Below are 26,927 nucleotides of genomic sequence, written 5' to 3'. Positions count from 1 at the left end.
AGGCCGAGAAGGAGCGTCAATCCCGCAGAAAGCGATCGACTGAAGACGGGTTCACGGCGATCACCGCTGAGCGTCACCCCTGGACGACCACCCCGGCCCACGACGCCCACCCCATCCGAGATGCCCACCCGACATCCGAGACGCCCACCCCATCCGACGCGACCGACATGCCGCCCCTTCACCCCTCCACCCCTCCACCCCTCCATCCCTCCGCCCCTCCATCCCTCTCCGCCCCTCTCCGCCCCTCCGCCCCTCTCCGCCCCTCCACGAGAACCATCGCCCAACGGCCTTTTGCAGGGACGCTCTCGCCCCCGCATCCACGCGAGACACGTCACCCGGCCCCATCCGCCGGTTAATCGTCGAGGTCCAGGCGGGCCATGAGACGCCCTCGACATCCGCCCTCCCAGTCGCTGTGACCGGCACCAGAGCCGCGCGCGGCAGTCTTCGCCTGAAGTCCATGAAGGGCATGCTCGGGATAGGCCGCCTGTGAGGCGGACCTGCGATCAGGCAGCAGCCGACAGGCGCGTGGCGCCCGCTCGTCACCCCAGCCGGTGTACGGCGCGCTCGGATCATCGATGCGGCCACGGCCTCCGCCGTGTGAGAGCGATCTGCGGCCCGCCGGACCCTCGACGATCATCCGCGAATCGCCGCGACCAACTCGGACACGGCGACTTCAGACCGGCGGCTACGACTTCCTCAGCCTGGCCGAAGATCCGGTTCGCTGTGCGCGCGGGCCGGGCAGCGCCGCCGTACGCAGGCCGGCATCGACGGGTCCGACACGGTCGTCACACGATCTGCAGCCCGCAGACAGCCTTTGAGCACGAGCCCCGCGTGGTTGCTGGACCGCCTCGAAGGTTCACGTCCCCGCGCCAGGCCGTCCGCGCCGCTCTCCTCAACTCCGCCCCTGAACGGCAGGAGGAGCCGAGCTCACAGGCGCTCGGACGGGCGGACAGCGGCCTGTCCAGACTCCCGACCGGTACGCAGCAGAGCGCGGATCCCCCGACGGATACGAGATTCCGACAAATCGCTCATATCAACTGCTATTGGCATGAAAGGGATATGCAAGTCGGTTCGACTAGAAATCACCCATAGCTCAAACGAGCTCGCACCACCACATAGCTCCCCGGAGCACACCAAAGGAGAAAGCACACATGCTCGACCTCAAGAAGACCCTCGCCGCCGCCACTCTCGCCGCCTCCGCCATGGTCGTCCCCATGGCACTGTCGGCCCAGCCCGCCTCCGCGGCGCCCGTGGCCTCCACCACCCACGCCACCGACGTCTCCTCGGTCACCTGCGGCGACGGAGGGGGTCACGGCCCCGGCAGGAAGAAGGCCGGACGCGACAACATCGACATCAGCGACAGCAACGTCGGTGTCGGCAACGGCAACGGGGACAACGGCGGCAACGACAACGACGGCAACACCGTCTCCATCGGCGGCTGACCTCAACCGAATATCGACCCAGGAGCGATGATCCTCAACGATCATCAACCCGGAGGCAAGGGCGGTCGACGCTGTTCGCGTCGGCCGCCCTTGCTGTACGACCACCATGACACCGAGCTCCGCACATGCCCCGCCATGGCATCTCCCGCGCGCCTGCGGCATCCACTCCCACCGCCGGTCGCAACCGCTCACGGCCAACCCGGATCGCCCCAGTCTGGATGCCGAGTGCGCCCAGACACGAGACCGCAAGCAGCGCGTCTACCTCTCCCCACAATCCACAATTACGACATATAGCGCAGAGCTTCTTCTATCGGCACGAAAGGGACATGCAAGTCGACTCCGGTAGAAATATCCACATAACTTCCTGAGCCGTACCAAGGAGAACCTTCATGTTCAGCATCACGAAGACCATCGCCGCAGTCTCACTCGCCGCCTCCGCCATGGTCGTCCCCATGACGTTGACGGCGCAACCCGCCAGCGCCGCCACGACCGCCACCACCGCCGATGTCGCCTCTGTCGACCTCCACACCGCCACGAACACCTGGGGCAGGCCTCCTCGTTGGGCCAAGAAGCGCCGACCGGTGATCAAGATTTGCATCATCAAGAACAGCGTCATCGGCGTAGGCAACGCCAAGGGCAAGGTCGCCAAGGGTGGTAGCAGGAACGACAACAACCGGGTCCGCGTCTGCTAACACCCCAGATGATCGATCCCGAAGCCGATGATCGACGGTGATACGGCCAGGACATGGGCGGTTGACGCGAAGAGCGTCAACCGCCCTCCTGCGTGTCGGGAAGCCGTCAGACGGAGCCGCACGCCGGTGACAAGGAAGGCGAATGTCCGGTCAGCCCCAGCCCGTCCTGGATCAGGGTGGGCCTGTCGTCGCCCTTGTTCAACAGCCGGTCACGACACATCGGCATCAGCCCGCGAATTGTCGGTGGCGCCGTCTAGCATGAGCGACCTCACGGAGGGATGTTCACAGATGCTCGACTCGCTGATCGTGCCGCTACTGGTCACCACCGATCTGCCGCCCGAGGCGGATCTGGCCGAGTTCGGTGACCTGCTCACCGGCGCGGCGCGGACCCTGGAGCGCGACGGGTCGAGCTATCCGGCGTTCCTGGCGGGCAAGGTGTTCTGGCTCGACCAGCCAGGCTCCGCCGACGCTCCGGGCGATCTCAGGTTCGCCGCGCTGCTCGGCTACCTGGCCGCTTCGGGCTCCGAGCACGTGGCCAGGAACGTCGTGGCCGACGCGCGCAAGGCCATCAGCGCCGCCGTCGACTCCCGTTACGGTGACCTCGGGGCGGCGACACCGGCCGTCATGGCGATCAGGGCGACCGACGTCCGGGAGCGCACCCCTTCACCCGCGCTGTTCGTCGAGACCGCCGACGCCCTCCCCGAGCTGGTCGCGGTCACCAAGCCGTACACCTGACCGGGCTGCTCCCCCCTTCACGCCATCCCCTGCCGCGACCCCTCGGTGAACTTTCACCGCCGACGCCACGCGGCCTTTCAGCGTCCCTCCGTCCCGCCCACCGCCGACGCCACCCGACCTTTCAGCGCCCCTCCGGCCGGCCCACCGCCCGCGGCCGCGCGGCCTTCCAGGATCCTGCCCGGCGGTGATGCCGCCCCAGAGTCCTTCGGGCAAGCCCGCGTCTATGGTCGCCTTCAGGGGATGGCCACGCCACTCACGGTGCGGTCCCTAGCGGGTCACCCTCCCTGCCAGGCGCCCCTTCCTTGGGAGGCGCTGCTTCCACCCTCGCGGTCCTCCGCCTGATCGTGGCCGCAGCCCGCCCCTCAGAAAACGGAGCCCGCTCTTCGCGGTGTCCATCGAAGTGCCGTCCCCGAGCCCATGCGTCCTGGAAGACTTTTCGTGGCCGTCCATCGGATTGCCCTCCTCAAGCCGATGGCCTATGGGAAGGCCCTTCGCGGCCGTCCATCGGATTGGCTCTTCCCCCATGCCATCGCATGGAAGACCCCTCGCTCTGCGAGCGACCGTGGGCCCGTTAGGGTGACGATCTAGCCGACCCCCGGGAGAGCACGGTCTTGTTCACCTTCGTCATCCCCGCCCACAACGAAGAGGCCACCGTGGCCACCATCGTCGGTCAGGCCCGCGCCGCCGCCCAGCAAGGCGATCGCGTTCTGGTCGTCGACAGCGCCTCCACGGACGCCACCGCCGACCGGGCGTCGGCCGCGGGTGCCGAGGTCCTGCGCGGGCCGAAGGGCAAGGGTGCCGCGATGAACGCCGCGCTGGACCTCGTCCGTACCGAATGGGCGTGCTTCCTCGACGCCGACCTGGTCTCGTCGGAGGTCAACATCGCCGCCGAACTCCGCGCCGCCGCGGTCTCGGGCACCTCCGGCCACGTGGTGGGCGACTACGAGTACGACCATCCGGGCACGATCCTCAGCTCCACCTTCACCATCTACGAGCCGCTGACCGACAGGTTCTTCCCCGAGACCGGGTTCATGGGCGCCAACGCGCTGACCGGCTACCGGGCGATTCACCGTTCGCTGCTCACCCAGCCGCTTCCCGCCGACTTCGGGGTGGAGTCCTTCCTCAACATCACGCTCGCGGTCGCGGGGGCGCGGGCGAACGTCAGGCACCTGGGTGTCGTCGGGAGCCGGTTCCGCGCCACCGGCGGGACGATGGCACGGGAGATCGGCACCGCCATTCTCGACCTGGCCGTCGCGCACGGCCGTCTTGACCCGGCCGAGCGTGGCGTGTGGGAGGCCTGGCTGGAGGATGGCGTCGCCGCCATCGCGCCCCAGGCGGCGGACGGCGGCCGGTCGGCCACCCTGTCCCGCCTGTTCGCCGCGGTCCGCAGGCCGATGCCGTCCTACGGCGACTAGCCGGATCACACGCAGGCGACCCCGGGCGTCAGCGGGTCACGACGTCCTGAGCAGGCCCGACGAACCGGCCCCGCGGCTCTCATCAGCTCCCACCGGGCCCGGCGAAGCGATCCCCCGCAAGCCACATCAGGCCCTGGTGAGCCGATGCCCACAGATCACATCACCCTGGTCAGGCCCTGGTGAGCCGATCCCCGCACGTCACATCACCCTGGTCAGGCCCTGGTGAGCCGATCCGTGGGAAATACGCCGTCCTGGGCGCCACGTGCTCCCTCCTCGTCCAGCGGACGGCGGCCGCACAGGCGTCGTGATCGTTGACCGCTTCGGCGACGGAAGGCCACAGGTTCCTGCCTGTCCGCGGTAGTTCGCGAACCTATCGATGAGTTCCGGCCGCTACGGGGATCAGTACAGGTGGACCGTCCCCCTGCAGAGAGGCCGCCATGACTTCCGCCGACGTGCCGCGCGTGGCGCTCACCGTCGTCTTCGTGCTGGTCACGGCCTGGTTCGTGGTCACAAGCGGGCGGCGGCGCGGTGTGGCCTCCGCCCGCGAGACTCCGGCGCGCGGCACCGGCCGGGTCTGCGACGTGGCTCATGCCACGATGGCCGCGGGGATGGCCGTCATGGTGTGGCCGTGGGAGGTCGTTCCGAGCTGGCTGCAGGGGCTGGTGTTCGCGATCGTCGCGCTCTGGTTCCTCATGCTCGCCGCATCGCCGGACGTCGCGCACAGAGCCGTGGCGGGCGATCACCCCATGGAAGCGGGCATGCGCGGGACGTCGAGGCGGCTGGCCAACCTGCACCATGCCTCGATGGCGGTCGCGATGACGTGGATGATCGTCACTCTGCACGGGCATGCCGAAGGGGTCGCCGCGATCCCGCACCACGCAGCCGTCGGGGCCGCGGGCGCCGTCCCCGTCGCGCCGCCTCCACCACAGGGTGTCGTCGCGGCGCTGGCGGGCTACTTCGTCCTGGCCGCGGTGCCCTGGCTGGCCGGAGCGGTACGGCGGCGCCGTGCCCACCGGCTGTGTCACGCGGCGCTGTCGGCCGGCATGGGAGTCATGCTCCTCCTGGCCTGAACCGCGATGACGTTCCGGACGAAAGCCGGGGAGAACCACCGAGGCGGCGAACCCGGCCGTGAGAAGACGGGACCGGTCGCGGGGCCCTCTCCTGCCGGGCAGGTGAGGGCCCGCGCACGGGTCAGAGCGCCGCGGCCAGCGCCGTCATCGCCTCCACCTGCGGCCGTTCGCCGGCCGAGACGCTGTCGAAGCCGGGGCGTTCGGCGGCGGCGGCCACGGCGTCCGGGCCCGCGTGGGCGCCGAAGGCGGGAAGGCCGGAGCCGATACATGGCATGGTCACGCGTTCTCTCCTCTACTTGCCCGGTACATCCCCAGGGAGTGGGAGCGGACTCGTCCTTCTCGACATCGCGAGAGCCGTCACCAGGTACGGCACGCTGAACAGCACGAACAGCGCGCTGTGGGACAGCACGAGCGAGGCGGCGCCGTACAGGACGAGGGCGACGATCGTGCAGACGTCGGTGAGCAGGCCCGCCAGCGACGTGACGGTGGCGCGGCTCGGCCCGGTGATGCGTCTCTGCAGCCTGGCGTCGGCCAGCACCTCGCCGAGCTGGAACATCGCGAAGGCGACCGCGATGCCCACGAACCCCACAGGGTGCCCGGTGGCCGCGCCGACGCCGAGCGCGAGGCCGCCGACGGCGAGGACGGCGGCCAGGCCGCGCGTCCGCAGCCGCGCGGCCCGCTTGGCGAGCAGTCCGCCCGAGGTGGCGCCCACCCACACCAGCAGCACCAGCAGCGGTACGGCCTGCGTGCTCGCCCCGCTCTCCTGGGCGAGCAGCGGCACGTACTCCTCCAGTTCGCCCCACACGGCCGTCACCGCGGGCACCAGCAGCAGCGCGCGCAGGACCTTGGGGGAGCGGCGCGCCTCGGCCAGCCCCTCCTTGAGCGTGTCGAGGTAGCCGTCCGGGTCGTCGTCCTCGGGCTCGGCGCGGTGTTCGGGCAGCGTGGCGGCGACGGCCGCGCACGCCAGGCAGGCCAGTACGCTGCTCACGCCCACCGCGACGTAGCCCCCGCCGGCGAAGAGGGGTCCTGCGACGGCCATGGCCAGCGCGGTGGCGACCAGGCCGATGGAGCGTGCGCGCCCCATGACCTCGGCGTACCGCTCGCCTCTGCCGGTGTGGGCGAGGTTGTCGTGCACGAGCGCCTCGAGCGCGCCCGACTCCAGCGCTTCGCGCGCGCCCCACAGCACGAAGCCGGCGGCGAAGGCCCAGTAGGAGGGCACGGCCGTCCACAACGCGAAGCCAGCGGCACCGAGCAGCGGGCCCGCGACCAGGAGCGCCTTGCGGGAGAGGGAGTCGGCCAGCGCGCCGCTGGGCACCTCGAGCAGCAGCGCGGCGACGACCCAGATGACGAACAGTGAGGTGATCTCGGGAACGGTCAGCCCGGTGTCGGAGAACAGCAGCGTGTAGACCGGGTACAGCAGGATGAAGTCGCCGAGGAACGAATAGGCGTAGAGCTTCGGCAGCATGAGGTCTTTCCTGTCGGGGGGCGGTGCGGACGTCGGGCGTGGTGCCGTGCCCGGGGGTCCGCGCTCGCGCGCCCCGCGACCTCTGGTACTGGATCAATGTCGCCAGGTCATGTTCGGATTCTAACCATGGAGGCCGCGGGCGGCGCCACGGCGACTGCGGGGAAGCCGGTGCCGCACCCGGGTCGGCCGGTGTTCGCGTGGGGCGCGAACGACCGCAACCGTGGCGATGTCATTACCGAATCCCGGGTAGGAGGGCCACATGCTCTACGGTAAAGAACACGTCCGCCGCTATCAGGAGACCGACGGCGCGGAGGGTCACGACTGGAACGGCACGACGACGCTGCTCCTGACGACGACCGGCCGCAGGTCGGGTAGGAAGTACACCACTCCGCTGATCTACCAGAAGCACGGCGACACCTACGTCGTCGTCGCCTCCAAGGGCGGTGACCCGAAGCACCCCGAGTGGTATCTCAACCTGACGGCCGACCCCACGGTCGAGGTCCAGGTCAAGGACCGGAAGTTCAAGGCCCGCGCCCTCACGGCCAAGCCCGACCAGAAGCCCGCGCTGTGGGGGCTGATGACCAGGGTCTGGCCCGACTACGACCAGTACCAGACCAAGACCGCTCGTGACATCCCCGTGGTGGTCCTGGAGCCGCTCAGCTGACCGGTTCCCTGAGCATCGCCCACACCGTGGGCCCGTCCTCCGGCAGGAGGATCTCGCGGGTGACCTGGAAGCCGTGCTTCTCGTAGAAGGGGACGTTGCTCTCCTTGCTGCTCTCCAGGTAGGCCGCGACCCCGTCGGCGTCGCACCGCTCGATCCGGGCGCGCAGCAGCGCGCTGCCCGCCCCGCGTCCCTGCGCCGCGGGGTCGGTGCCGATCTGCGCCAGGTACCAGTGGGGCCGGGATGGCCGCGCCTTGCGGAACGTCGACTCCAGCAGCTGGCCGTAGGAGACGCGCCGTCCCATGGCCGCGACGAATCCCGGCAGCGAGCGGACCGTGTCGAGCGCCGACTGCCTGTGGCCCGGCGGGTCCCACAGCGCGGCGCCCACCGGTTCCTCGCCGTCGAACGCCAGGTCGCCGAGGGCGTGCACGTGGCGGGCCAGGGTGGCGAACATGCGGTCGGTTCCCTCGCCTGACGGCAGCATCCAGCGGACGACGGGGTCGTCGTGGAAGGCGAGGGCCATGAGGGCGCCGATTCTGACGGCGTCCGCCTTCCTGTCAGCGGGGCGAATGATCACTTTTAGAACGTTATCAGAGGCTCTCCGATGAAGTCGGCGATGAAGTTGACGAAGAAGAAGCCGAAGAACAGGAAGTTCAGCACCAGGATCACGTAGTGCCACCAGTGCGGCCGCGCCGCGCGCGGCAGCCGGCTGTTGAGGTACATCAGCAGGAACGGGTAGATCAGCGCGCCCAGGTTCGACATGTTGGCCGACCACTGCACCAGCTCGACGGGCACCGCCAGGTGCAGCACGATGGCGATGACGACCAGCAGCGTCAGCATGAACGGGTAGTAGAACCGCCTCGGATCGCCCTCGATCAGGGCGCGCAGGCGAGGGCTGGTGGCGTGGGCCGCGTCGGTGGTGACGCGGACCATCGCCTCGAAGATGCCGAGCTGGGTGGAGAAGAGGATCAGCACCCCGACGATCAGCACGAGCACGAACATCGGCCTGCCGTACTGCTCGTTGAGCACGCTGGCCACGAAGGTCGGCACGTTGGCGGCGGTCGGCTTCTGGCCCGAGATCTCGACGGCGCGCGCCATGAGGATCGTGGGCAGCAGCATGCCGAGGATCGCGCCGACGAAGAACACGCCCCACATGTCGACCATCAGCAGGCGGTACCACCGCTTCCACGTGGCCGTGTTCCTTGCGTCGTCGGGGAAGGTCACGCCGCTGTCGAGCAGCTCGCTACGGCCGCCGCGCAGGCCCGAGATGAAGCCGGTGCGGAAGCCCATGCCGTAGCCCTTGTCGCGGTAGTGACCCATGACGTACCAGTTCAGGCCCGAGGCGAGGGCGGTGAAACCGGCGAGGCCGCCGAGCTGGGTGGCGGTGATGCCGGGCGGCGGGGCGGCGGGCGTGACGAAGCCGCGGATGGCGTCCCACCACTGTTCGAAGGGCACCACGAACAGGTCGATGAGCAGCAGCGTGACGAGGATCGCGCTGACCATCAGCCAGTTGGCCAGCTCCAGCGCCCTGCTGATGCGGCGGGCGGCGGCGGTGATGACGAAGACCAGCACGAGCAGGGCGATGGCCCACAGCCTGGGCTCCTCCGCGCCCGCGGGCGCGACCGTGCCGTGGACCAGCGCGTAGACGCCCTGTCCTGCCGACGCGGCCCAGCCTCCTGCGATGAAGGCGAAGATGACCACGAAGACGGACAGGGGCACCCACAGCAGGAAGCCCGGGGGCACCCTGCCCCATCCGACGACGGGCGCCTCGCCCGTGGCCAGCACGTACCGGGAGCATTCGACGTTGTAGAAGGTCTGCAGCAGCGCTGAGACGGTGATCACCCATCCGACGCCGACGAACCCGTACTGGCCGACGGCCTGCGGGCCGAGCAGCCATTCGCCGCTGCCGATGGAGATGCCCAGAGCGATCAGGCTCGGGCCTATGGCGTACTTGACCAGCTCCTTGGCCCCGATGCGCTGGACGCCGAAGACCTCTTCGGGCTGGGGCAGGTCGGTGACGACGAGGTCAGGGCGGCTCACGCCGAGCGGATGGGACATATGCTCACACCCCTCTCAATATCAGGGTGATCCGCGAAGAAGGTCGAGGCAAGGCCTATTTCTGAGAGCCGGATATCGCCGTCGAACGCCGGAACGGGGTGGAGTCGCTGCCCGAAGGACGGGTTCTGTGGCGGCCCCTGAGGAGCCCGGCGCCGGGCCGGGCTCAGGGCTCAGGGCTCAGGGCTCAGGGGAGCTTGACCGCCAGGAGGTCCACGGGGCGGATGTCCGGTGGCGCGCTCAACATCGTCGGCGCCGCCTCCATCAGGGCGGCGGCGATCCTGCCCTGCAGGTGTCCCGAGCGTCCCCTCTCGTCGGCGAAGGTGTCGAAGACGCCGAAGGCGGTGTCGCTCTCCCGGAAGGCGAACCAGGTCAGGGTGTGGTCCTCCTCCTTCGCCAGTTGCACCGCCTCGCGCAGCAGCGCCTCGACCTGGTCGGCGTACTCGGGCTTGGCTTCGATACGGGCCAACAGACCGATGTTCATCATCGGCTCCTTTCGTCGTTGTCACCGGCAACCTAGCCTCGCCCCAGGCGCCGCTCCCAGTGTCGGAAACGACGGCTCTGATACCGTTCCCGTCATGGACGTGGCGGTGCTCGCCTACGACGGCGTCTTCGACTCCGGTCTCTCGGCGATGCTGGACGTGCTGGCCGCGGCCAACGCGATGCGCGGCGAGCTCCCGCAGCCGCCGCCCGAATGGCGGGTCGTCACCGTGGGCCTGCGCCGCAGGATCAGCACCGGCGCCGGGCATCTGGTGCCGGCAGACCCGGTCTCCGCGGCCGAGGGGGCCGACCTGCTGGTGATCCCCGCGCTGGCGGAGCGCCGCCCCGACGCCCTTGTCTGCCATGTGTCGGGGCCGGACGCGGCGGGCGTGCGGCGCCTGGCGGCCGCGGCGCGGGAACGGGGCACGCCCGTCGCCTCCGCCTGCACGGGCACGTTCCTGCTCGCCGAGTCGGGCGTGCTCGACGGCCGGCGTGCGACCACCAGCTGGTGGCTGGCGCCGTACTTCCGCGCCCGCTACCCGAAGGTCGCGCTCGACCAGACCCGGATGGTGGTCACCTGCGACGGGGTGACCACGGCGGGCGCCGCCTTCGGCCACGTCGACCTGGCCCTGGCGGTCGTACGATCGAGCAGCCCGGCCCTCGCCGAGCTCGTCGCCCGGTACCTGGTGATCGACGAACGCCCGTCCCAGTCGGCCTACACGATCCCCAGCGCGCTCGCGCAGAGCGATCCCGTCGTCGCCGCCTTCGAGCGCTGGATCAGGCGGCATCTCGACCGGCCTTTCAGCCTCGCCGACGCGGGCCGGGCGATCGGCGTCAGCGACCGCACGCTCCAGCGAGCCGTCCGCCGGGTCCTCGGCACCTCGCCCGTGCGGTTCGTCCAGGACCTGCGGGTCGAGCAGGCGTCACACCTGTTGCGGACGACCGGCCTCTCGCTGGAGGCGATCGCCCGCGCGGTCGGCTACGAGCACGCCAACACCCTGCGCGTCCTGCTGCGCCGGCGAACCGGGCACACGGCCGCCGCCCTCCGCGACCGGTGATCGCCGCCAGGCGCCGACCGGCGGCCTCAGACAAGGACGCATAACGATTGAGGTCGCCCGGCTACTCTCCGGTGCCGAGCAGGACCACGATGGCAGCATGACGGTCGCCCTGGACTCACGGGCCCGCCGGGCCCTCGCGCTCCTGGAGGAATGGCCCGCGGTGCGAACGACACAGGCCTCCTGCCGCAGGGGCGTCGGCGTGGCCGTCGGCGCCCGCGAGGTCCTGCACCTGCACTCCGACCGCGACGCCGAGCTGTGCCTGACCCGCCCCACGATCGATCGGATGCGCGCGGCGCTGGCCGACACCGGGCAGGTGGTGTTCGGCCCGAGCGAGGACTGGATCGGCGTCCGGCTGGAGAGCGAGGCGGACATCGACCTCCTGCTGGCGCTGCTCAGCGTCGCGATCAAGACCTGCGACCCCGGGCAGGCCGTGACGCGGTGCTCCGCGCCGGCGGATCACGCGGGACGCAGTAGGGGCATCTGTAACAAACCTCGCAGCGAGGCCCATTCCTAGGGTATGGACATCGCGTTCGACCGCCAGGAGCAGCTCCAGCAGATCCAGAGCGGGCTGCTGCCCGGTGAGCAGGTCATAGCGGTCTACGACGCCATCGGCGCGGGCACGGGCTTCCTCGGTCTGACCGACCGGCGCGTGATCGTGCAGGACAAGTCGTTCGTCGGCAAGAAGCTCGCGATCACCAGCATTCCCTACTCGAAGATCTCCGCCGTCAGCGTGGTGAGCAACAAGTCGTTCGCCGGGTCGTTCTTCTCCTCGGGGGCCATCGCCATCCACGTCGGGACGCACACCTACGAGGTGGAGTTCCGCGGCGAGAACAAGGCCCACCACGTGCACAACGTGATCCTGCACTACATCGCCCGATGAGGACGCTCAGCCTGCCAGCCAGGCGTAGGCGGCGAAACGGCCGGTCACGCGCTCTCGGCGGTAGGAGTACAGCTCGGGCGACTCGATCGTGCAGCGCTCGTCGTGCCGTACGTCCTGGACGCCCCTGCCGCGCAGCTGGGCGCTCACGCCCGCCCGCACGTCGAGCGCGGGGGTGCCGAGGCGGGTGGTGGAGCGCATCACGGGCGGCGCGGCCTCGATCAGCTCGGGCGAGACCTCGTAGCACAGGCCGCAGGCGGACGGCCCGATCAGGGCGACCATCCTGTCCGGCTGCGCCCCGTGCCCCGTCATCGCGTCGACCAGCGCGGGCACCACGCCCTTGAACGTGCCCTCGCGCCCCGAATGGGCCACGCCGACCAGCCCCGCGCCGGGGTCGGCCACGACCACGGGCACGCAGTCGGCCACCAGCACCGCCAGGCCGAGACCCGGCTTGTCGGTGAAGATCGCGTCGAGCGGGGGCGGCTCGTCGCCGAACGGCTCGCTCACGTAGGCCACGTCCGCGCTGTGCACCTGGCGCATGAACACCACGTTGCCGGGGTCGAGCCCCAGTTCCTCGGCGGTGTCGCGGCGGTTGGCGAGCACGGTGCCGGGTTCGTCGCCGACCGCGCCGCCGAGGTTCCTGCCGTCGTACGGCGGAGCGCTGCCGCCCCCGCTCCTGTCGGTGACGACAACGTGCACACCCTCGGCCAGCAGCACGGGCTTCCCTTCGATCGTCGGCTCATGAAGCGTACGGCAGTCGCTCAGCCGCCCTCGCCCTTCCACGACAGGCGCACCTGGATATGGCCCTCGACGCAGGTCTTGGCGATCATCGCCCCCGCCTCCGCGTTGAGCTTGACGGAGAACTCCAGCTCGACCTCGTCGGGCGAGGACTCGCGGAAGGCGGCCAGGGTGGCGGCGGCGGCATCCCTGATCGGGCGCAGCGCCGCTTCGAGCGACTCGACGGAGGCCTCGATGACCTCGCCGGTCCGTGAGACCCTGCGGGTGCCCTGGCTGCGGTCGGGCACCTCGACGTAGAGCGCGCCGCCGCCTTCCAGAGGCATACGCATGATCTCTGTCACCGCGACTCCCGGGGGTTGGAACCGCGGCCAGCTTAAACCGGGTAGCGCGGCCAGTCGATGATCGATCTGCGAGACTTACGGGCATGGCCCGTTCCGCCGTTCGCGCCTCGATCCTCACCGCCGTGCTGGCGGCCGGCGCCTGCGCGGGCCCGCCCTCGGCCGGCAGGCTTCCGGCCCGGTCGGACGGGTCCCTCTCCTCCGCCGCGACCACCACGTCCTCTGGGGCGCCGGCCGGCGTCATCTCCCCTGAGGCGGTGCCGGCGGCCCATCTCACCGCGATCCCCGCGCGGCCCGCGTCGTGCCCGCAACCGCCCGCGGAGCGGGACGATCTCAGTCCCCGGCCCACGGCGTCGAGCTGGAAGCGGATCTCCACCGACGAGGCGACGGGCAGCATGGACGATCTGGCCGCCGCCCCCGACGGCACGCTGTGGGCCTCCTCGACCAGGCAGAAGGCCGCGGGTCAAGGCGTGCTGGAGTACACCGACGGCGGGCTGCGCCGGTGGGACGGCACGGCGTGGACGGCGATGCCGCTGCCCAGCGGCCCCGATGTCAGGGTCGTGGCGCTCGCCGCGGCCTCGAAGGAGCGGGCGTGGGCGCTGGGGATCGTGGGCAGGACGGGCCATGTCGCCGCCTTCGACGGAGCCGGATGGCGGGTGGAGCCGCTGTCGGGGGCCGCGGCCGAGAGCATCGGCTGGGGCGGCACCGCCGCCGAGAGCATCGCGCCCGGCAGGCTCTGGGCGGTGAACGGGCGGGTAGGGCTGCTGGACGCCGGCGGAGCCTGGCGCTCGTACGCGCTTCCCTCCCCTGCCTCGGCCGTCGACGGCGAGGGCGGCGAGCTGTGGGCGGCCGGCGGGACGGCCGCGCTGCGCTGGGAGGGCACCGGCTGGCGCCAGGTCGGCGTGCCCGCGCTGGGTGTCCCGGCGAAGGCGCAGGCGCCGCGGGTGTCCCTGACCGACGTCGTGGTGCTCGGCCCCCGTGAGGTGTGGGTGGTCGGCGGGGTGTCGTGGCTGGTGCCTGGCGCGTACAACGAGGAGAACGAGCCGCTCGAACTGACGCGTCCGGTGGCCCTGCGCTGGGACGGGTCGTCGTGGCGGTGCGGATGGGGCGCCGTGGGGACCATGCTCACCGAGGCCGAATCCGACGGGACGGGCGGGCTGTGGGCGCTGGACTCGACCCGGAGCCGGCTGTGGCACCTGTCGGACGGGGAGTGGACCACGGAGAGCCCGCCCGTGCCTGGCGGACGGGTGCCTGAGCTGACCGCGCTGGCCCGCCGGCCCGGCAGCGCGGAGGTCTACGCGGTCGGCGCGTTCGCTCCCGAGGGCGCCGACCATCCCACCTTCGCCGCCCTCTGGCGCACCGCACGCCGCTGACGGCCCGAACCGCGACGGTCAGCCGGTGAGCGTCCGGTACAGCTCCATGGTGCGCTCGGCGATGCGCTCCCACGAGAAGTGCTCGATCGCGCGGGCCCTGCCCGCCTGCCCGAGCGCCTTCGCCCTGTTCGGGTCGCCCAGCAGCGCGTTGACCCTCTCGGCCAGGTCGGCGGCGAACTTCTCCGGATCGTACGGCGTGCCGTCGGGGCCCTGCTCGATCGGCACCAGCAGGCCTGTCGAGCCGTCGGCCACCACCTCGGGGATCCCGCCCGTCGCGGTGGCGACCACCGCCGTCTCGCACGCCATCGCCTCCAGGTTCACGATCCCCATCGGCTCGTAGACCGACGGGCACACGAACACGGTGGCGTGCGTGAGCAGCTGGATGACCTCGGGCTTGGGCAGCATCTCGGAGATCCAGAACACCCCGTCACGCCCCAGCCCTTCGACCAGGCCGCTCACCTCGGCGGCGATCTCCGGCGTGTCGGGCGCGCCCGCGCAGAGCACGAGCTGCGCGCCCGGCTCGAGGTCGCGGGCCGCGCGCAGCAGGTGGACCAGCCCCTTCTGCCGGGTGATCCTGCCGACGAAGACGACATACGGTCTGCCCGGGTCGATCCCGTGCTTCTTCAGCACCTCGAGCCCGCGTTCAGGCGCGTACTCGACGGTGTCGATCCCGTTGTGGATCACGCTCACCCTGCCGGGCGGGATCTCGGGGTAGGCGGCCAGGACGTCGCGCCGCATGCCCTCCGACACCGCGACGATCGCGTCGGCCGAGGCGAGCGCGGTGCGCTCGGCCCACGAGGAGAGCGTGTAGCCGCCGCCCAGTTGCTCGGCCTTCCACGGCCTGAGCGGCTCCAGGCTGTGCGTGGTGACGACGTGGGGGGTGTCGTACAGCATCTTGGCCACATGACCGGCGAAGTTGGCGTACCAGGTGTGGCTGTGCACCAGGTCCGCGCCCTCGCAGGCGGCGGCCATCTCGAGGTCGACGCCGAGCACCTGCAGGGCGGCGTTGGCCGTCTCCAGGCCGCCGGGCACCCGGTAGGCCGAGACGCCCGGTTCGGACCTCGCCGCGCCGAAGCAGCGCACCCGCACGTCGGCCAGGCGTCTGAGCTCCCTGGCGAGGTACTCCACATGCACACCGGCGCCGCCGTACACCTCTGGCGGGTATTCACGACTCAGCAGATCCACGCGCACACGCCGACCCTAACGCACACCCGCGTTCCCGACCGTGCGCGGAACACGCGGGTAAAAGCGTTGATTAGATGAGTTTGGAGTATTTTGCCCTAGCCGGCTGGCCCTCGACCGGACCGCCGTCGAAGGCGGCCGAGGCCCACGGCGGCGGGGCCTCAGGGCGGGAAGACGTCCCGAATGATCACGATCATGGTGGGGAGCGACTCGCTGTCCTGTTGGTGGGCATGTGGATCTGCTTTGTCGGCCGGTTTCGGGGTAGCGTCACGCCATGACGTCGCCCAGGGTGCTCGCAGTCGTGCTAGCAGGTGGAGAAGGCAAGAGATTGATGCCGCTGACGGCTGACCGCGCGAAACCAGCGGTGCCGTTCGGCGGAATGTACCGGCTGATCGACTTCGTGCTGTCGAATCTCGCCAACGGCCACTACCTGCAGATCGTGGTGCTGACGCAGTACAAGAACCACAGCCTCGACCGCCACGTCTCACGGACCTGGCGCCTGTCGGCCATGCTGGGCAACTACGTGACGCCCGTCCCCGCCCAGCAGCGTCTGGGTCCGCGCTGGTTCTCCGGCTCGGCCGACGCGCTGTTCCAGAACCTCAACCTCATCTACGACGAGCTGCCCGAGCACGTGATCGTGTTCGGCGCCGACCACATCTACCGGATGGACCCGCGGCAGATGGTGGCCCAGCACGTCGACTCCGGGGCGGAGGTGACGGTGGCGGCGATCAGGCAGCCGCTGTCGCTGGCCGACCAGTTCGGCGTCATCGAGACCGACCCCTCGGGGCGCAGGATCGTGGCGTTCAGGGAGAAGCCGAAGGACGCGGTGGGCCTGCCCGACCATCCCGACGAGGTCTACGCCTCGATGGGCAACTACGTCTTCAAGACGCAGGCGATGATCGACGCGCTTCGCGAGGACGCGCTCGACCCGACCAGCAAGCACGACCTCGGCGGCAACATCATCCCGATGATGGTCAAGTCGGGCGGCGCCGAGGTCTACGACTTCGCCAACAACCTCGTGCCGGGCTCGACCGAGCGCGACAGGGGCTACTGGCGTGACGTGGGGACGCTCGACGCCTACTACGAGGCGCACATGGACCTGATCTCCGCGCACCCGATCTTCAACCTCTACAACGACCGGTGGCCGATCTACACCGGGCACGACCCGCTGCCGCCTGCCAAGTTCGTGCACAACGAGGGCGACAGGGTGGGCCGCGCCATCGACTCGCTGGTCTCCCCCGGCGTGATCGTCTCCGGCGGCACGGCACAGCGCTCGATCCTGTCGCCGCGCGTGGTCCTGCACTCCCACTCCCTGGTGGAGGACTCGGTGCTGATGGACAACGTCAAGATCGGCAGGGGCGCCGTCGTCCGCAAGGCGATCATCGACAAGAACGTCGTGATCCCCGACGGCGCGAGGATCGGCTTCGACCTCGACTACGACCGCACCCGTTTCGCCGTCACCAGGGGCGGCGTGGTGGTGATCGGCAAGAACGAGATCGTGGATCGCTAGCCGTACCGCGGCGGACGCGGCCTGCCTCGCGCGGGTCCGCCGCGCGAGGCCGCCGAGACGCGCTGAGCGTGACGGCCGACGGCGTTCACCCGGGTCACGAGATTTCGTGATCCGGGGCTGCGCGGGCGGTTCCCGGCGCATAACGAGTGACTCAAGACGTGCCGGGTCACTCCAGCCGTCGGACATGATGGTCAATGTGACAAGTGAGGCACCTGACTCGGACCACCGGGTGAAAGTTACCGGTAAGACCGCTGCAAGCGGCCAGGACGAAGATGGAGCCATGCCAACCCCCGTGGCCGCACCCACCTTGGCCGACCGACTGCGCAGGGACCTGCGGAACCCGCTGTTCCTGCAGGCCTACGCGCTCATGGCCAACACAGGGATCACCGCCGTGCTCGGGCTCGGCTACTGGTTCCTGGCCACCAAGCTCTACACGCCCGCCGCCTTCGGCGAGGGTCAGACGATGATCAGCGCCATGCGCCTGTTCTCGTCGCTGACCGGTCTGGCGCTCGCGGGGGCGATGGCCAGGTTCATCCCGGTGGCGGGCCGGCGCACCGCCGAGTTCGTCCTGCGCGGCTACGCCGTGGCCGGGGCGACGGGCGTCGTCGCGGCGCTCGCCTTCCTGCTGACGCTCCCGCTCTGGGGCCCCGCCTACGCTGACCTCGGCGGTTTCGGCCCCGGGCTGTTCTTCCTGGCCTCCGTGCTGGTCTGGACGATCTTCACGCTCCAGGACGTGACGCTGGCAGGACTGCGCAAGGCGGTCTGGGTGCCGGCCAACAGTCTGGCCTTCGGCCTGGTGAAGATGGTGATGCTGGCGGCCCTGGCGTTCGCGCTGCCCCATGGCGGTCTGTCCGGCGGCATCTTCCTGTCGTGGATCATCCCGACGGCGATGGCGCTGATCCCGATCAACTGGTTCATCTTCAAGGTCTTCATCCCCCGGCACGTCACCGAGAACGGCGGCGACCCGCCCCGGCTCCGCCAGGTCGGCAGGTTCCTCGCAGGCGACTTCCCCGGCGCGCTGTCGCTGCTGCTGACCCTCTACCTGGTCCCTGTCCTGGTGGCCGCCTGGCTCAACGACGCCACCGTCTTCGGCTACTTCTCCGTCACCCACACGCTGGGCTGCATGATCGGGCTGCTGGCCGCCAACATGGCCGTCTCGCTCACGGTCGAGGGCGCCTTCAATGCCTCGGAGCTGGCCCGCAGCGTGCGCAACGCTCTGCGCCGCATCGTGCTGATCATCGTGCCGATCGTGGCGATCGCCGCGCTGGGCGCGCCGCTGATCCTGTCGGTCTTCAGCAGCGAGATGGCCGACGCCGCCTCGCCCCTGCTGCGGCTGATGGCGCTGTCGGTGCTGCCCGGCATGCTGATCGAGATCCACCTCAGCACGCTCAGGGCGATGAGCCAGGCCAGGCGGCTGGCGATCGTGCAGATCGGCCTCGCGGTGCTGACGCTGGGCCTGATCGCCGTCCTCTTCCCCGTGGCGGGGATCACCGGAGTGGGCTACGCGGTGCTGGCGGCCAATGCGATCATTGCGCTGACCGTGGTACCGCACCTTCGTAGGGTTGCTGCTGTTTCTTCATGAGGATGGGTATGTTCCAGCTTGATATGAAACGTTCCACCTTTTCCGTGGTCAGGCCCGGTGAGCTCGGCGAGAGCGAACTCACCGCCTGGCGTGAGATGCAGGCAGCGCAACCCCATCTGGCCAACCCCTTCCTGAGTCCCGAGTTCACGATCGCCATGGGCGAGGTGAGCAGGGCGGCGCGCGTCGGGATCATCAGTGACGGCGAGGGCATCGCCGGGTTCCTGCCCTTCGAGGTCGGCGCGGGCGGCGTGGGGACCGCGATCGGCTCGTGGGTCTCGCTGTGCCAGGGGGTGATCCACAGGACCGGAGTCCGTTTCGACGCCGACGCGCTGCTCAGGGGGCTGGGGCTGCACGTCTGGGAGTTCGGCTGCCTGGTCGAGCGCCAGCCGTGGTTCCAGCCGTACGAGACGCTCTCCCAGCAGAGCGTGGTGCTCGACCTGTCGTCCGGGTACGCCGCCTACGCGGCCGAGCTCGCCAAGCGCTCGTCGAAGTTCTACAAGAGCACGCTGTACAAGGAGCGCAAGCTCGGCAGGGATTTCGGCGAGGTCACCTTCGACTTCGCCTCACGCAGCGCCGACGACTTCCGCGTGCTACGCGAGTGGAAGTCGGCGCAGTACCGCCGGATGGGCCGCGCCGACAGGTTCGGACAGCCGTGGGTGGTGGAGCTGGTCGACCGGCTGTACGCCGTCGACACACCCTCCTTCGCCGGCCCGCTGTCGATGATGTACGTCGACGGCCGCCCGGTCGCCGGACACTTCGGGCTGCGCTCGGACTCGGTGCTGATCGGCTGGTTCCCCGCCTACGACCCCGACTTCGCCAAGTACTCCCCCGGCCTCATCCAGCACCTGCACATGGCCGAGGACGCCGCTGAGATCGGCATCCAGGCCCTCGACCTGGGCATCGGCACGGGCTCGGAGTACAAGGACGCGCTGCGCAGCACTGGAGCGCCCGTCGGCGAGGGGGTCGTGCGCCGCCGTACGCTGGGCGCCACCCTGCACAAGCTGCGCCACGAACCCGTCCGCCGCGCGCGCAGACTCATCCTGGAGACCCCGGCGCTCTACGGGGCCGTCGACAAGATGCTGCGCGCCTACGGCAGGCGCCGGTGATGCGCGACAGAGCGGGGCAGGACTGTCTCCACGTGCCCTCGGGCAGGTTCGCCCTCTATCTGGCGCTGCGCCACTGGTTCAAGCCGGGCGACAGCGTGCTGCTGGCACCGACCAACTGCGAGATCGTGCTGTTCATGGTGCTGGCGGCGGGGCTGACCCCCGTGCTGGCACCGGTCTCGTGGCGTGATGGCAACATCGACGTGCCCGCCGTCGACTGGACAGGTGTGTCGGGCGTCCTCACCACACACCTGTACGGCCAGCCCGACCGGATCGCCGAACTGCGGGAGGCCTGCTCGCGCCACGGGGTGACGATCATCGACGACGCCGCCCACGCCATGCTGACCACGGTCGACGGGCGGCTCGCGGGCACGTTCGGCGTGGCGGGCGTCTACAGCCTGGCCAAGCACGGCCGTGCGATGTCCGGCGCCTTCCTCACCTGCGCCGACCCCGCCGATCTGAGGGCGCTGGAGGAGGCCAGGGACGAGCTCCTCGTGCCCGGACGTCAGCTCGCGGCCGTCATGCGGCCCGTGATCAGGGAGACGATCTACCGCACGGGGCTGGTGCGGCCCATCTGGCACGCGCTCAAGCGGCTGGGCCTGATGACGTGGACGGGGCACCGCCTGCCCTCGCGCGAGCCCGAGCTCAAGGCGGCGCTGGCCGCGGCGCCCGCCGCGGCAGGGGGCGGGGACGCGCGGTCCACGGACGCCGAACTGCTGTCGGCCCTCGACTACTGGCTGTCGATCGACCAGGCCGACTGGCGGATGCGCCACGGCCCGCTCGTGCGCCGGTACCAGAACTCCAGGTTCCGCGTGATCGACCGCGAGAGGGAGCCGCGTCTGGCGGGGGTACGCCTGCTGCGCGAGACCCCGTGGGCCGCCGAAGGGGTGCGCCACGCCGAGCCCCAGCCGCTGCTGCGGGTCCCGCTCGTGGTCGAGGACAGGGACGCCGTCGTCGCCCAGCTCGAGCAGCGGGGCGTCGTGCCCGGGTTCATCTACGACCCGCCGCTGAACGACTACCTCGGCCAGGTGCCGGCGGGGCCGAACCCCGAGGCCGCGCGCTGGTGGACGAGCCATGTCCTGCCCGTCGACCCGCTGCGCGCCGGCAAGATCGCCGGACTTCTCACCGAACTCGGGGTCCGGCCCGCGGTACCGCATGAGGTGTGACCCCGGGCGTGGGCGGCGTGGTTCCATGCCCGGGGCGAGTGGCGTTCACATCCATCCGGGGGGCGCCATTCCCGCCGGTCAGACCTGAGAGAGAAATAGCCTGACGGCTTGGACCGCTTTCTCTCTCGCGAACAGCACAAAGGTAAAAGGCAATTCGCTAAAGTGCCACAGATTAAAATCTCACCCGTGCGCAGATTATCGCCGGCCGAACGCCGCCTGTGGCGGGCCTTTCCCAGCGGGGCATGGGTGGATCTGCGCGCCGGCGACAGGGAACTCGACGATCCGTCGCAGGCCGACCGCTGGGGGCGCGAGCGCGAGGTGCGGGCCGAGGTGATCGCCGCGCTGCTCCTCGGCGCGGTCGAGCGTACCCCCGGCCAGGTGCCGGGGGTACGGCTGGCCGGCGCCCGCGTGACCGGCGCCCTCGACCTGTCGGGCGCGGCCATCGACGTCCCGCTCTACCTGCTCAACTGCCACGTCGCCGAACCCGTCGACCTGTCCGACGCCACCGCCAGGGGAGTCAGGCTGCGCGGCTGCGAGCTGACCAGGTTCAAGGGCTCGCGGATGAAGGTGGACGGCCTGTTCGAGCTGGACGGCTCGACCGTGCACGCGGGGGTACGCCTGGACAACGCCCGCGTCGAAGGCCAGTGCCGGCTGTCCAGGACGACGCTCTCCGCGCCGCCGCCGCGCACCACCACGTCCGAGTCGGCCCACGGCGACGTGCGCGAGCCCCAGGGCGAGGCGGGCGACACCATGCACGAGTGGGCGCTGTGGGCGGGTGGCCTGTCGGTGGGCGGCGGCACGTTCCTGCGCGGCCTGCGCGCCCACGGCGGGCTGCGGTTGATCGGCGGCGAGTTCCCCGGCGGCCTCTATCTCGAGCGGGCGCACGTCGGCTCGATCAACGCCGACTTCATGACGGCGGCCACCGCCGAGCTCAGCAACGGTTTCCGCGCCGACGGCACGATCAGGATGCGCGGCGCGCGGGTCGACGGGGTCCTGTCCTTCCATCACGCCGAGCTCCGGTCGCCGGACAGGGCGCTGCACCTGAGCCACATGCAGGCCGACGAGGTGATCATGCGTCCCGACGTGGTCGAGGGCGGGATCAACTTCGGCTACTCCCGCTTCGGGGTGCTGCTCGACTCCCCCGACGCCTATCCGGACGCCGTGCAGCTCGACGGGCTGACGTACGAGTCGCTGCGCGGGCCGTGGACGCTCGCCGAACGGCTCGGCTGGCTGCGCCACGATCCGAACGGGTACCGGCCGCAGCCGTACGAGCAGCTGGCCTCGTGGTACCGGCGCATCGGGCACGAGCCCGACGCGCGGCGGGCGTTGCTGGCCAAGCAGCGCGAGCGGCGCGGCACCCTGCGCGCGCCCGGCAGGGTGTGGGGGCGGCTGCTCGACCTCATGGTCGGGTACGGCTACCGCTCGTGGCTGGCAGGCCTGTGGGCGGTGGTCCTGCTCGCCGCGGGAACGGTCATCTTCGGACGGATGCCGCCGGTACAGGTGGACCCCGGCGAGACCCGCACGTTCAACGCGTTCGTCTACTCGCTCGACCTGCTGGTGCCGGTGAGCGTGTTCGAGGTGCGCGGCGCGTACGAGCCCGCCGGGTGGACGGCGTGGGTGGCGTGGACGCTGGTGGTGTCAGGGTGGGTTCTGGCCACCGCGCTGATCGCGGGCGCCACGCGGGTCCTTCGGCCAGCCCCCGGAGCCTGAGTCGGCGAAGGCGCCGAAGGAGGAGCTCTCGACCCTGAAGCGGGGCAGCGCCTGCGGGTAGTGGGTCTTCAGGAAGGTCACGAGGTGCTCGCGGGCGTCGCACTTCAGATCCCAGACCGAGGCCGAGTCGGCCGCGCTCATCAGCGCGCGCAGCTCCACCAGGCCGTTGGGCTGGACGTCGGTGACCTGGAGCGTCCAGTCCTTCTGGTCCCACAGCGGGTGGTCCTTGACGAACCGGTGCAGTTCCTCGCGCAGTTCCTGCACGGGCACCGACCAGTCGACGCGGAAGTAGACGTGCCCGATGACCCTGCTGCCGTGCCTGGTCCAGTTCTCGAACGGGTTCTGGGTGAAATAGGAGACGGGGAAGACCAGGCGCCGCTCGTCCCACGAGCGGACCACGACGTAGGTGAGCGTGAGCTCCTCGATCCTGCCCCACTCGTTGTTGACCACGACCACGTCGTCGAGCCGCAACGCGTCGCTGAAGACGAGTTGCAGCCCTGCGAGCATGTTGCCGATCGTGGACTGGGCCGCGATGCCGACGATCGCGCCCGCGATGCCGGCCGAGGCGAGCAGTCCGGCGCCGAGCGCCCGCACCTCGGGGAAGGTGAACAGCGCGGCGCCGAACGAGATCACGATGATCACCGCGGCGGCGGCCCTGCGGACCAGGGTGATCTGGGTCCTTGCCCGCCGGGCTCTGCGGTTGTTCTCCTCGACCCGCTCGAGCTGGTCGAGGACGACATCGGTGACCGCGTAGGCGGCCTGGATGAGCAGCCAGGTGAACGCGGCGATGGTGACGACGCCGGTGAGACGCTCGACGATGGGGCTCGCCGAGGAGCTGACCATGGTGGGGACGAACGCGGCGTTGAAGGCGACGACCGCCGCCACGGCGAACCCGGGCCAGGTGCACCTGACCACCAGGTGCCTGAGGAAGTCCCAGGTACGGCCGGCCTTGAGCAGGACCCTGCGAACCAGTTCGACGCCGATGACCGCCCCGAGCACGGAACCGATCAGGATGAGCCAGTTCATCGGCGACACAATCATGCCCCCTAATGTCTCAGAATGTCTCGTCGAAGGTCACATTGCCCTCAACCGCGACCTGATATGCGGAAACCCTGCGTTCGAAGAAGTTCGCCAGCTCCTGCACGTCCTGCAGTTCCATGAACGCGAAGGGGTTGGCGGTGCCGTACCTAATGGGCAGACCGAGCCGGCGCAGCCGCTGGTCGGCGACGTACTCAAGGTACTCACGCATCTGCCCGACGGTCATGCCCGACATGCCGTCACCGCACAGGTCGCTCGCGAAGGCCAGCTCGGCCGCGACGGCCTCCTCCAGCATCCTGGTGACCTGCTCGCCGAGCTTGTCGTCGAACAGGTCGGGCTCCTCGGCGCGGACGGTGTCGACGACGCTGAAGGCGAACTCCATGTGCATCGACTCGTCGCGGAAGACCCAGTTGGTGCCGGTGGCCAGGCCGCCGAGCAGGCCGCGGGAGCGGAACCAGTAGACGTAGGCGAAGGCGCCGTAGAAGAACAGGCCCTCGATGCAGGCGGCGAAGCAGATGAGGTTGAGCAGGAAGGTCCTGCGGTCCTGCCTGGTCTCCAGCCGCTGCAGGTCGGACAGGGAGTCGATCCACCGGAAGCAGAACTCGGCCTTGTCGCGGATGGAGGGGATGTTGTCGACGGCGGCGAACGCCTTCACGCGCTCGTCGGGGTCGGGCAGGTAGGTGTCGAGCAGCGTCAGGTAGAACTGCACGTGCACCGCCTCCTCGAACAGCTGCCTGGACAGGTACAGGCGGGCTTCGGGGGCGTTGACGTGCTGGTAGAGGTTGAGGACGAGGTTGTTGGCGACGATGGAGTCGCCGGTGGCGAAGAAGGCGACCAGCCGGTTGATGAGGTGGCGCTCCTGGGGCGACATCTTGGCGAGATCGGCCAGGTCGCTGTGCAGGTCCACCTCCTCGACCGTCCAGGTGTTGCGGATCGCGGCCCGGTAGCGCTCGTAGAAGTCGGGATAGCGCATCGGGCGCAGCGTCAGGTCCATACCGGGGTCGAGCAGCATGTGTTTCTCCTTGCGAACGGAACGTCTGTCGTGCGGGGCGGCGGGTCCTACTGGCAGGCCTCGCACACCTCGGGGTTCTCCAGCGAGCACGCGACCGCCTCGCTCACCGTGAACGCCTGCTCGGGCGCCGCCTGCACGGTCGTCTGCGCGATCCTGGTGGCGGGGCGCGAGCGCAGGTAGTAGGTGGTCTTCAGCCCCTGCTTCCACGCGTAGGCGTACATCGACGACAGCTTGCCGATCGTCGGCGTCGCCATGAAGAGGTTCAGTGACTGCGACTGGTCGATGTAGGGCGTCCGCGCCGCCGCCAGGTCGATGAGCGCTTTCTGCGGCAGCTCCCACGCCGTCCTGTACAGGGTCTTGAGCTCGGCCGGGATCCCCTGGATGTCCTGGATCGAGCCGTCCGCGCGCTTCACCGCGTCGCGCATCTCCTGCGTCCACAGCCCAAGACGCTGCAGGTCCGCGACCAGGTACCGGTTGACCTGCAGGAACTCGCCGGACAGGGTCTCGCGCTTGAAGACGTTCGACACCTGCGGCTCGATGCACTCGTAGCAGCCCGCGATCGAGGCGATCGTCGCCGTCGGCGCGATGGCGATCATGAGGGAGTTCCGCAGCCCGGTTCTGTCGATCTTGGCGCGCAGGGCGGTCCACTCGGGCGAGTCGCCGGCGCCGTAGTGGTCCGGGTGCAGGACGCCCTGCGCCGCCCTGGTGTCGCCGTAGGAGGGGTGACGCCCGCGCTCGACGGCGAGGTCGGCGGAGGTGTCGTAGGCGGCCAGCGCGATCTCCTCGGCGATGCGCGTGGACAGCGCGAGCGCCTCGGCCGAGTCGAACGGCAGGCGCAGCGAGAAGAACACGTCGGCCAGGCCCATCACGCCGAGCCCGATCGGCCTCCATCGCAGGTTGGCGGTCTCGGCCTCGGGCGTCGGGTAGAAGCCCAGGTCGATCGTCTTGTCCAGGAAGCGCACCGCGGTCCTGACGGTGGCGCGCAGCCGTACCCAGTCCATGGTGCCGCCCGCCAGGTGGGCGGCCAGGTTGATCGAGCCCAGGTTGCAGACGGCGGTCTCGCCGTCGCTGGTCACCTCGAGGATCTCGGTGCAGAGGTTGGACAGGTGGATGACGTTCTCCGGGCGCGCGGTCTGGTTGGAGGCGCGGTTGGCGGCGTCCTTGAAGGTCATCCAGCCGTTGCCGGTCTGCGCGAGCGTGCGCATCATCCGGCCGTAGAGCGTGCGCGCGGGGATCTGACGGGTGTGCAGGCCCGCCGCCTCCGCGGCCCGGTAGGCCTCGTCGAACGCCTCGCCGTACAGGTCGGTCAGGTGCGGCACCTGCTTGGGGTCGAACAGCGACCACGGCTGGTCGGCCTCGACGCGGCGCATGAACTCGTCGGGCACCCAGTTGGCGAGGTTGAGGTTGTGGGCACGGCGGGCCTCCTCGCCGGTGTTGTCACGCAGTTCGAGGAACTCCTCGATGTCGGCGTGCCAGGTCTCCAGGTAGACGCAGGCCGCGCCCTTGCGGCGGCCGCCCTGGTTGACGGCGGCCACGCTGGAGTCGAGCGTGCGCAGCCACGGGACGATGCCGTTGGAGTGGCCGTTCGTGCCGCGGATCAGCGAGCCGCGCGAGCGGACCCTGGTCCACGCGATGCCGATGCCGCCGGCGTACTTCGACAGCCTGGCGACCTGGCCGTAACGCTCGTAGATCCCTTCCAGCTCGTCGCGCGGCGAGTCGAGCAGGAAGCACGACGAGAGCTGGGGACGGCGGGAGCCGGAGTTGAACAGCGTGGGCGAGCTGGGCAGGTACGACAGCGTGGACATCAGCGCGTACAGCTCGGCGGCCTCGGCGACCGAGGCGGAAAGACCGCAGGCGACGCGCAGCAGGAAGTGCTGCGGGCGTTCGAGCACGCCGCGCGTCTCGGGGTGGCGCAGCAGGTAGCGGTCGTAGACGGTGCGCAGGCCGAAGTACTCGAACCTGTCGTCGGCGCTCTCGTCCACCAGCGCGTCGAGGGCGGCGGCGTTGGCCGCCACGAAGGCGGCCAGCCCGTCCTGGAGCAGACCCGCGGCGTGGGTGGCCACGATCGACTCGGAGAAGGTCCTCACGCCGTGCGCGGCGGCCTCGTCCGCGATCTGCTCGGCCAGCAGCCTGGCGGCGACCCTGGAGTTCTCCGGGTCGGCGATCACCCTGGCGGCGGCCTCCTCGATGGCCAGCCGGCGATCCACCTCTACGATCTGCGTCAC

Annotated in this window: 26 protein-coding genes; 15 read left to right on the top strand and 11 right to left on the bottom strand. The window is 70.1% G+C overall.

The features are described from left to right. Positions 1 to 1,151 precede the first annotated feature (1,151 nt). The 5 genes from AC3EO4_RS39640 (at position 1,152) to AC3EO4_RS39620 (ending at position 5,354) form a co-directional block, all read left to right on the top strand. Positions 1,152 to 1,442 carry a hypothetical protein gene (locus AC3EO4_RS39640; protein ID WP_379574438.1) on the top strand — a complete coding sequence of 97 codons (291 nt, stop codon included), beginning with the start codon at positions 1,152 to 1,154 and terminating at the stop codon, positions 1,440 to 1,442. A 389-nt stretch (positions 1,443 to 1,831) separates the two neighbouring features. Continuing rightward, entirely contained in the window at positions 1,832 to 2,134 is a 303-nt protein-coding gene (locus tag AC3EO4_RS39635; RefSeq protein ID WP_379574437.1) for a hypothetical protein, read from the top strand. A gap of 288 nt (positions 2,135 to 2,422) precedes the next feature. Further along, positions 2,423 to 2,869 (top strand): hypothetical protein, encoded by a 447-nt coding sequence (locus tag AC3EO4_RS39630; RefSeq protein WP_379574436.1) that lies wholly within the window; start codon positions 2,423 to 2,425, stop codon positions 2,867 to 2,869. Between the two features lie 611 nt (positions 2,870 to 3,480). Then, positions 3,481 to 4,284, top strand: coding sequence for a glycosyltransferase family 2 protein (locus tag AC3EO4_RS39625; RefSeq protein WP_431900546.1), 804 nt, complete (start codon positions 3,481 to 3,483; stop codon positions 4,282 to 4,284). A gap of 437 nt (positions 4,285 to 4,721) precedes the next feature. Next, complete coding sequence (locus AC3EO4_RS39620; protein WP_431900544.1) at positions 4,722 to 5,354, top strand: DUF5134 domain-containing protein; 633 nt, start codon at positions 4,722 to 4,724, stop codon at positions 5,352 to 5,354. A gap of 121 nt (positions 5,355 to 5,475) precedes the next feature. Here the strand turns inward: AC3EO4_RS39620 and AC3EO4_RS39615 are convergent, their stop codons facing one another. Next, positions 5,476 to 5,634, bottom strand: coding sequence for a hypothetical protein (locus AC3EO4_RS39615; RefSeq protein WP_431900542.1), 159 nt, complete (start codon positions 5,632 to 5,634; stop codon positions 5,476 to 5,478). 12 nt (positions 5,635 to 5,646) lie between these two features. Continuing rightward, positions 5,647 to 6,819: an MFS transporter gene (locus AC3EO4_RS39610; RefSeq protein ID WP_431900541.1), complete on the bottom strand. Its 1,173-nt coding sequence runs from the start codon at positions 6,817 to 6,819 to the stop codon at positions 5,647 to 5,649. Between the two features lie 259 nt (positions 6,820 to 7,078). On the opposite strand from AC3EO4_RS39610, the gene AC3EO4_RS39605 reads away from it, so the two are divergent. Then, on the top strand, positions 7,079 to 7,483 hold the full coding sequence (locus tag AC3EO4_RS39605) for a nitroreductase family deazaflavin-dependent oxidoreductase (RefSeq protein WP_379574431.1): 405 nt from the start codon (positions 7,079 to 7,081) through the stop codon (positions 7,481 to 7,483). Here the strand turns inward: AC3EO4_RS39605 and AC3EO4_RS39600 are convergent. The 3 genes from AC3EO4_RS39600 to AC3EO4_RS39590 all read right to left on the bottom strand — a co-directional run bounded on the left by AC3EO4_RS39600 (position 7,476) and on the right by AC3EO4_RS39590 (position 10,019). After that, positions 7,476 to 8,057: a GNAT family N-acetyltransferase gene (locus AC3EO4_RS39600; RefSeq protein WP_379574430.1), complete on the bottom strand. Its 582-nt coding sequence runs from the start codon at positions 8,055 to 8,057 to the stop codon at positions 7,476 to 7,478. The two genes, AC3EO4_RS39605 and AC3EO4_RS39600, sit on opposite strands and share 8 nt — an antisense overlap. A gap of 2 nt (positions 8,058 to 8,059) precedes the next feature. Then, positions 8,060 to 9,538 carry an Nramp family divalent metal transporter gene (locus AC3EO4_RS39595; RefSeq protein WP_431900540.1) on the bottom strand — a complete coding sequence of 493 codons (1,479 nt, stop codon included), beginning with the start codon at positions 9,536 to 9,538 and terminating at the stop codon, positions 8,060 to 8,062. A 184-nt stretch (positions 9,539 to 9,722) separates the two neighbouring features. Continuing rightward, entirely contained in the window at positions 9,723 to 10,019 is a 297-nt protein-coding gene (locus AC3EO4_RS39590) for a putative quinol monooxygenase (protein ID WP_431900538.1), read from the bottom strand. A gap of 94 nt (positions 10,020 to 10,113) precedes the next feature. Between AC3EO4_RS39590 and AC3EO4_RS39585 the strand changes: the two genes are divergently transcribed. The 3 genes from AC3EO4_RS39585 (at position 10,114) to AC3EO4_RS39575 (ending at position 11,953) form a co-directional block, all read left to right on the top strand. Next, on the top strand, positions 10,114 to 11,073 hold the full coding sequence (locus tag AC3EO4_RS39585; RefSeq protein WP_379574427.1) for a GlxA family transcriptional regulator: 960 nt from the start codon (positions 10,114 to 10,116) through the stop codon (positions 11,071 to 11,073). 97 nt (positions 11,074 to 11,170) lie between these two features. Continuing rightward, a complete protein-coding gene (locus AC3EO4_RS39580) occupies positions 11,171 to 11,587 on the top strand; it encodes a luciferase domain-containing protein (protein WP_379574426.1) in 417 nt (138 codons plus the stop codon). 3 nt (positions 11,588 to 11,590) lie between these two features. After that, the gene (locus AC3EO4_RS39575) at positions 11,591 to 11,953 is read left to right on the top strand and encodes a PH domain-containing protein (RefSeq protein WP_358143442.1); all 363 of its coding nucleotides are present in this window, start codon (positions 11,591 to 11,593) and stop codon (positions 11,951 to 11,953) included. Positions 11,954 to 11,959: 6 nt separating this feature from the next. Here the strand turns inward: AC3EO4_RS39575 and pgeF are convergent, their stop codons facing one another. Both pgeF and AC3EO4_RS39565 read right to left on the bottom strand, forming a co-directional pair. Next, positions 11,960 to 12,649: a peptidoglycan editing factor PgeF gene (gene pgeF / locus AC3EO4_RS39570; protein WP_431900553.1), complete on the bottom strand. Its 690-nt coding sequence runs from the start codon at positions 12,647 to 12,649 to the stop codon at positions 11,960 to 11,962. A 62-nt stretch (positions 12,650 to 12,711) separates the two neighbouring features. Next, complete coding sequence (locus AC3EO4_RS39565) at positions 12,712 to 13,017, bottom strand: CU044_2847 family protein (RefSeq protein WP_379574424.1); 306 nt, start codon at positions 13,015 to 13,017, stop codon at positions 12,712 to 12,714. Positions 13,018 to 13,112: 95 nt separating this feature from the next. Between AC3EO4_RS39565 and AC3EO4_RS39560 the strand changes: the two genes are divergently transcribed. Further along, entirely contained in the window at positions 13,113 to 14,399 is a 1,287-nt protein-coding gene (locus AC3EO4_RS39560; protein ID WP_431900536.1) for a hypothetical protein, read from the top strand. Positions 14,400 to 14,417: 18 nt separating this feature from the next. Here AC3EO4_RS39560 and glgA read toward each other — a convergent pair whose 3' ends face one another. Then, entirely contained in the window at positions 14,418 to 15,590 is a 1,173-nt protein-coding gene (gene glgA, locus AC3EO4_RS39555) for a glycogen synthase (RefSeq protein WP_379574422.1), read from the bottom strand. A 265-nt stretch (positions 15,591 to 15,855) separates the two neighbouring features. Here glgA and glgC point away from each other — a divergent pair, with 265 nt between their 5' ends. The 5 genes from glgC (at position 15,856) to AC3EO4_RS39530 (ending at position 22,652) form a co-directional block, all read left to right on the top strand. Next, on the top strand, positions 15,856 to 17,091 hold the full coding sequence (gene glgC / locus AC3EO4_RS39550) for a glucose-1-phosphate adenylyltransferase (protein WP_379574421.1): 1,236 nt from the start codon (positions 15,856 to 15,858) through the stop codon (positions 17,089 to 17,091). Between the two features lie 280 nt (positions 17,092 to 17,371). Continuing rightward, positions 17,372 to 18,673: a lipopolysaccharide biosynthesis protein gene (locus AC3EO4_RS39545; protein ID WP_379574420.1), complete on the top strand. Its 1,302-nt coding sequence runs from the start codon at positions 17,372 to 17,374 to the stop codon at positions 18,671 to 18,673. Positions 18,674 to 18,696: 23 nt separating this feature from the next. Continuing rightward, positions 18,697 to 19,779 (top strand): GNAT family N-acetyltransferase, encoded by a 1,083-nt coding sequence (locus AC3EO4_RS39540; protein WP_379574418.1) that lies wholly within the window; start codon positions 18,697 to 18,699, stop codon positions 19,777 to 19,779. After that, a complete protein-coding gene (locus AC3EO4_RS39535) occupies positions 19,779 to 20,942 on the top strand; it encodes a DegT/DnrJ/EryC1/StrS family aminotransferase (protein ID WP_379574417.1) in 1,164 nt (387 codons plus the stop codon). The genes AC3EO4_RS39540 and AC3EO4_RS39535 overlap by 1 nt, the downstream gene beginning before the upstream one ends. 186 nt (positions 20,943 to 21,128) lie before the next feature. After that, complete coding sequence (locus AC3EO4_RS39530) at positions 21,129 to 22,652, top strand: hypothetical protein (protein WP_379574415.1); 1,524 nt, start codon at positions 21,129 to 21,131, stop codon at positions 22,650 to 22,652. Here AC3EO4_RS39530 and AC3EO4_RS39525 read toward each other — a convergent pair. From AC3EO4_RS39525 to AC3EO4_RS39515, 3 genes are read right to left on the bottom strand one after another with little or no spacing between them, the layout of a single operon-like run. Then, positions 22,581 to 23,678, bottom strand: coding sequence for a mechanosensitive ion channel family protein (locus AC3EO4_RS39525; protein WP_379574414.1), 1,098 nt, complete (start codon positions 23,676 to 23,678; stop codon positions 22,581 to 22,583). The genes AC3EO4_RS39530 and AC3EO4_RS39525 overlap by 72 nt on opposite strands. Positions 23,679 to 23,706: 28 nt before the next feature. Then, the gene (locus tag AC3EO4_RS39520) at positions 23,707 to 24,702 is read right to left on the bottom strand and encodes a ribonucleotide-diphosphate reductase subunit beta (protein WP_379574413.1); all 996 of its coding nucleotides are present in this window, start codon (positions 24,700 to 24,702) and stop codon (positions 23,707 to 23,709) included. 47 nt (positions 24,703 to 24,749) lie between these two features. After that, a complete protein-coding gene (locus AC3EO4_RS39515) occupies positions 24,750 to 26,927 on the bottom strand; it encodes a ribonucleoside-diphosphate reductase subunit alpha (RefSeq protein WP_431900533.1) in 2,178 nt (725 codons plus the stop codon).

The sequence above is a fragment of the Nonomuraea sp. bgisy101 genome, from assembly GCF_057708945.1.
This window is presented reverse-complemented; position numbering and strand designations above follow the sequence as displayed.

Bases quoted from the DNA above. Each gene is read 5' to 3' on its own strand.
- AC3EO4_RS39560 (WP_431900536.1), top strand. From the start codon at position 13,113: ATGGCCCGTTCCGCCGTTCGCGCCTCGATCCTCACCGCCGTGCTGGCG.
- AC3EO4_RS39635 (WP_379574437.1), top strand. From the start codon at position 1,832: ATGTTCAGCATCACGAAGACCATCGCCGCAGTCTCACTCGCCGCCTCC.
- AC3EO4_RS39630 (WP_379574436.1), top strand. From the start codon at position 2,423: ATGCTCGACTCGCTGATCGTGCCGCTACTGGTCACCACCGATCTGCCG.
- AC3EO4_RS39525 (WP_379574414.1), bottom strand. From the start codon at position 23,678: ATGAACTGGCTCATCCTGATCGGTTCCGTGCTCGGGGCGGTCATCGGC.
- AC3EO4_RS39640 (WP_379574438.1), top strand. From the start codon at position 1,152: ATGCTCGACCTCAAGAAGACCCTCGCCGCCGCCACTCTCGCCGCCTCC.
- AC3EO4_RS39585 (WP_379574427.1), top strand. From the start codon at position 10,114: ATGGACGTGGCGGTGCTCGCCTACGACGGCGTCTTCGACTCCGGTCTC.
- AC3EO4_RS39595 (WP_431900540.1), bottom strand. From the start codon at position 9,538: ATGTCCCATCCGCTCGGCGTGAGCCGCCCTGACCTCGTCGTCACCGAC.
- AC3EO4_RS39545 (WP_379574420.1), top strand. From the start codon at position 17,372: ATGCCAACCCCCGTGGCCGCACCCACCTTGGCCGACCGACTGCGCAGG.
- AC3EO4_RS39535 (WP_379574417.1), top strand. From the start codon at position 19,779: ATGCGCGACAGAGCGGGGCAGGACTGTCTCCACGTGCCCTCGGGCAGG.
- AC3EO4_RS39605 (WP_379574431.1), top strand. From the start codon at position 7,079: ATGCTCTACGGTAAAGAACACGTCCGCCGCTATCAGGAGACCGACGGC.
- AC3EO4_RS39540 (WP_379574418.1), top strand. From the start codon at position 18,697: ATGAAACGTTCCACCTTTTCCGTGGTCAGGCCCGGTGAGCTCGGCGAG.
- AC3EO4_RS39575 (WP_358143442.1), top strand. From the start codon at position 11,591: ATGGACATCGCGTTCGACCGCCAGGAGCAGCTCCAGCAGATCCAGAGC.
- glgC (WP_379574421.1), top strand. From the start codon at position 15,856: ATGACGTCGCCCAGGGTGCTCGCAGTCGTGCTAGCAGGTGGAGAAGGC.
- AC3EO4_RS39520 (WP_379574413.1), bottom strand. From the start codon at position 24,702: ATGCTGCTCGACCCCGGTATGGACCTGACGCTGCGCCCGATGCGCTAT.
- AC3EO4_RS39590 (WP_431900538.1), bottom strand. From the start codon at position 10,019: ATGAACATCGGTCTGTTGGCCCGTATCGAAGCCAAGCCCGAGTACGCC.
- AC3EO4_RS39580 (WP_379574426.1), top strand. From the start codon at position 11,171: ATGACGGTCGCCCTGGACTCACGGGCCCGCCGGGCCCTCGCGCTCCTG.
- AC3EO4_RS39620 (WP_431900544.1), top strand. From the start codon at position 4,722: ATGACTTCCGCCGACGTGCCGCGCGTGGCGCTCACCGTCGTCTTCGTG.
- AC3EO4_RS39565 (WP_379574424.1), bottom strand. From the start codon at position 13,017: ATGCGTATGCCTCTGGAAGGCGGCGGCGCGCTCTACGTCGAGGTGCCC.
- AC3EO4_RS39610 (WP_431900541.1), bottom strand. From the start codon at position 6,819: ATGCTGCCGAAGCTCTACGCCTATTCGTTCCTCGGCGACTTCATCCTG.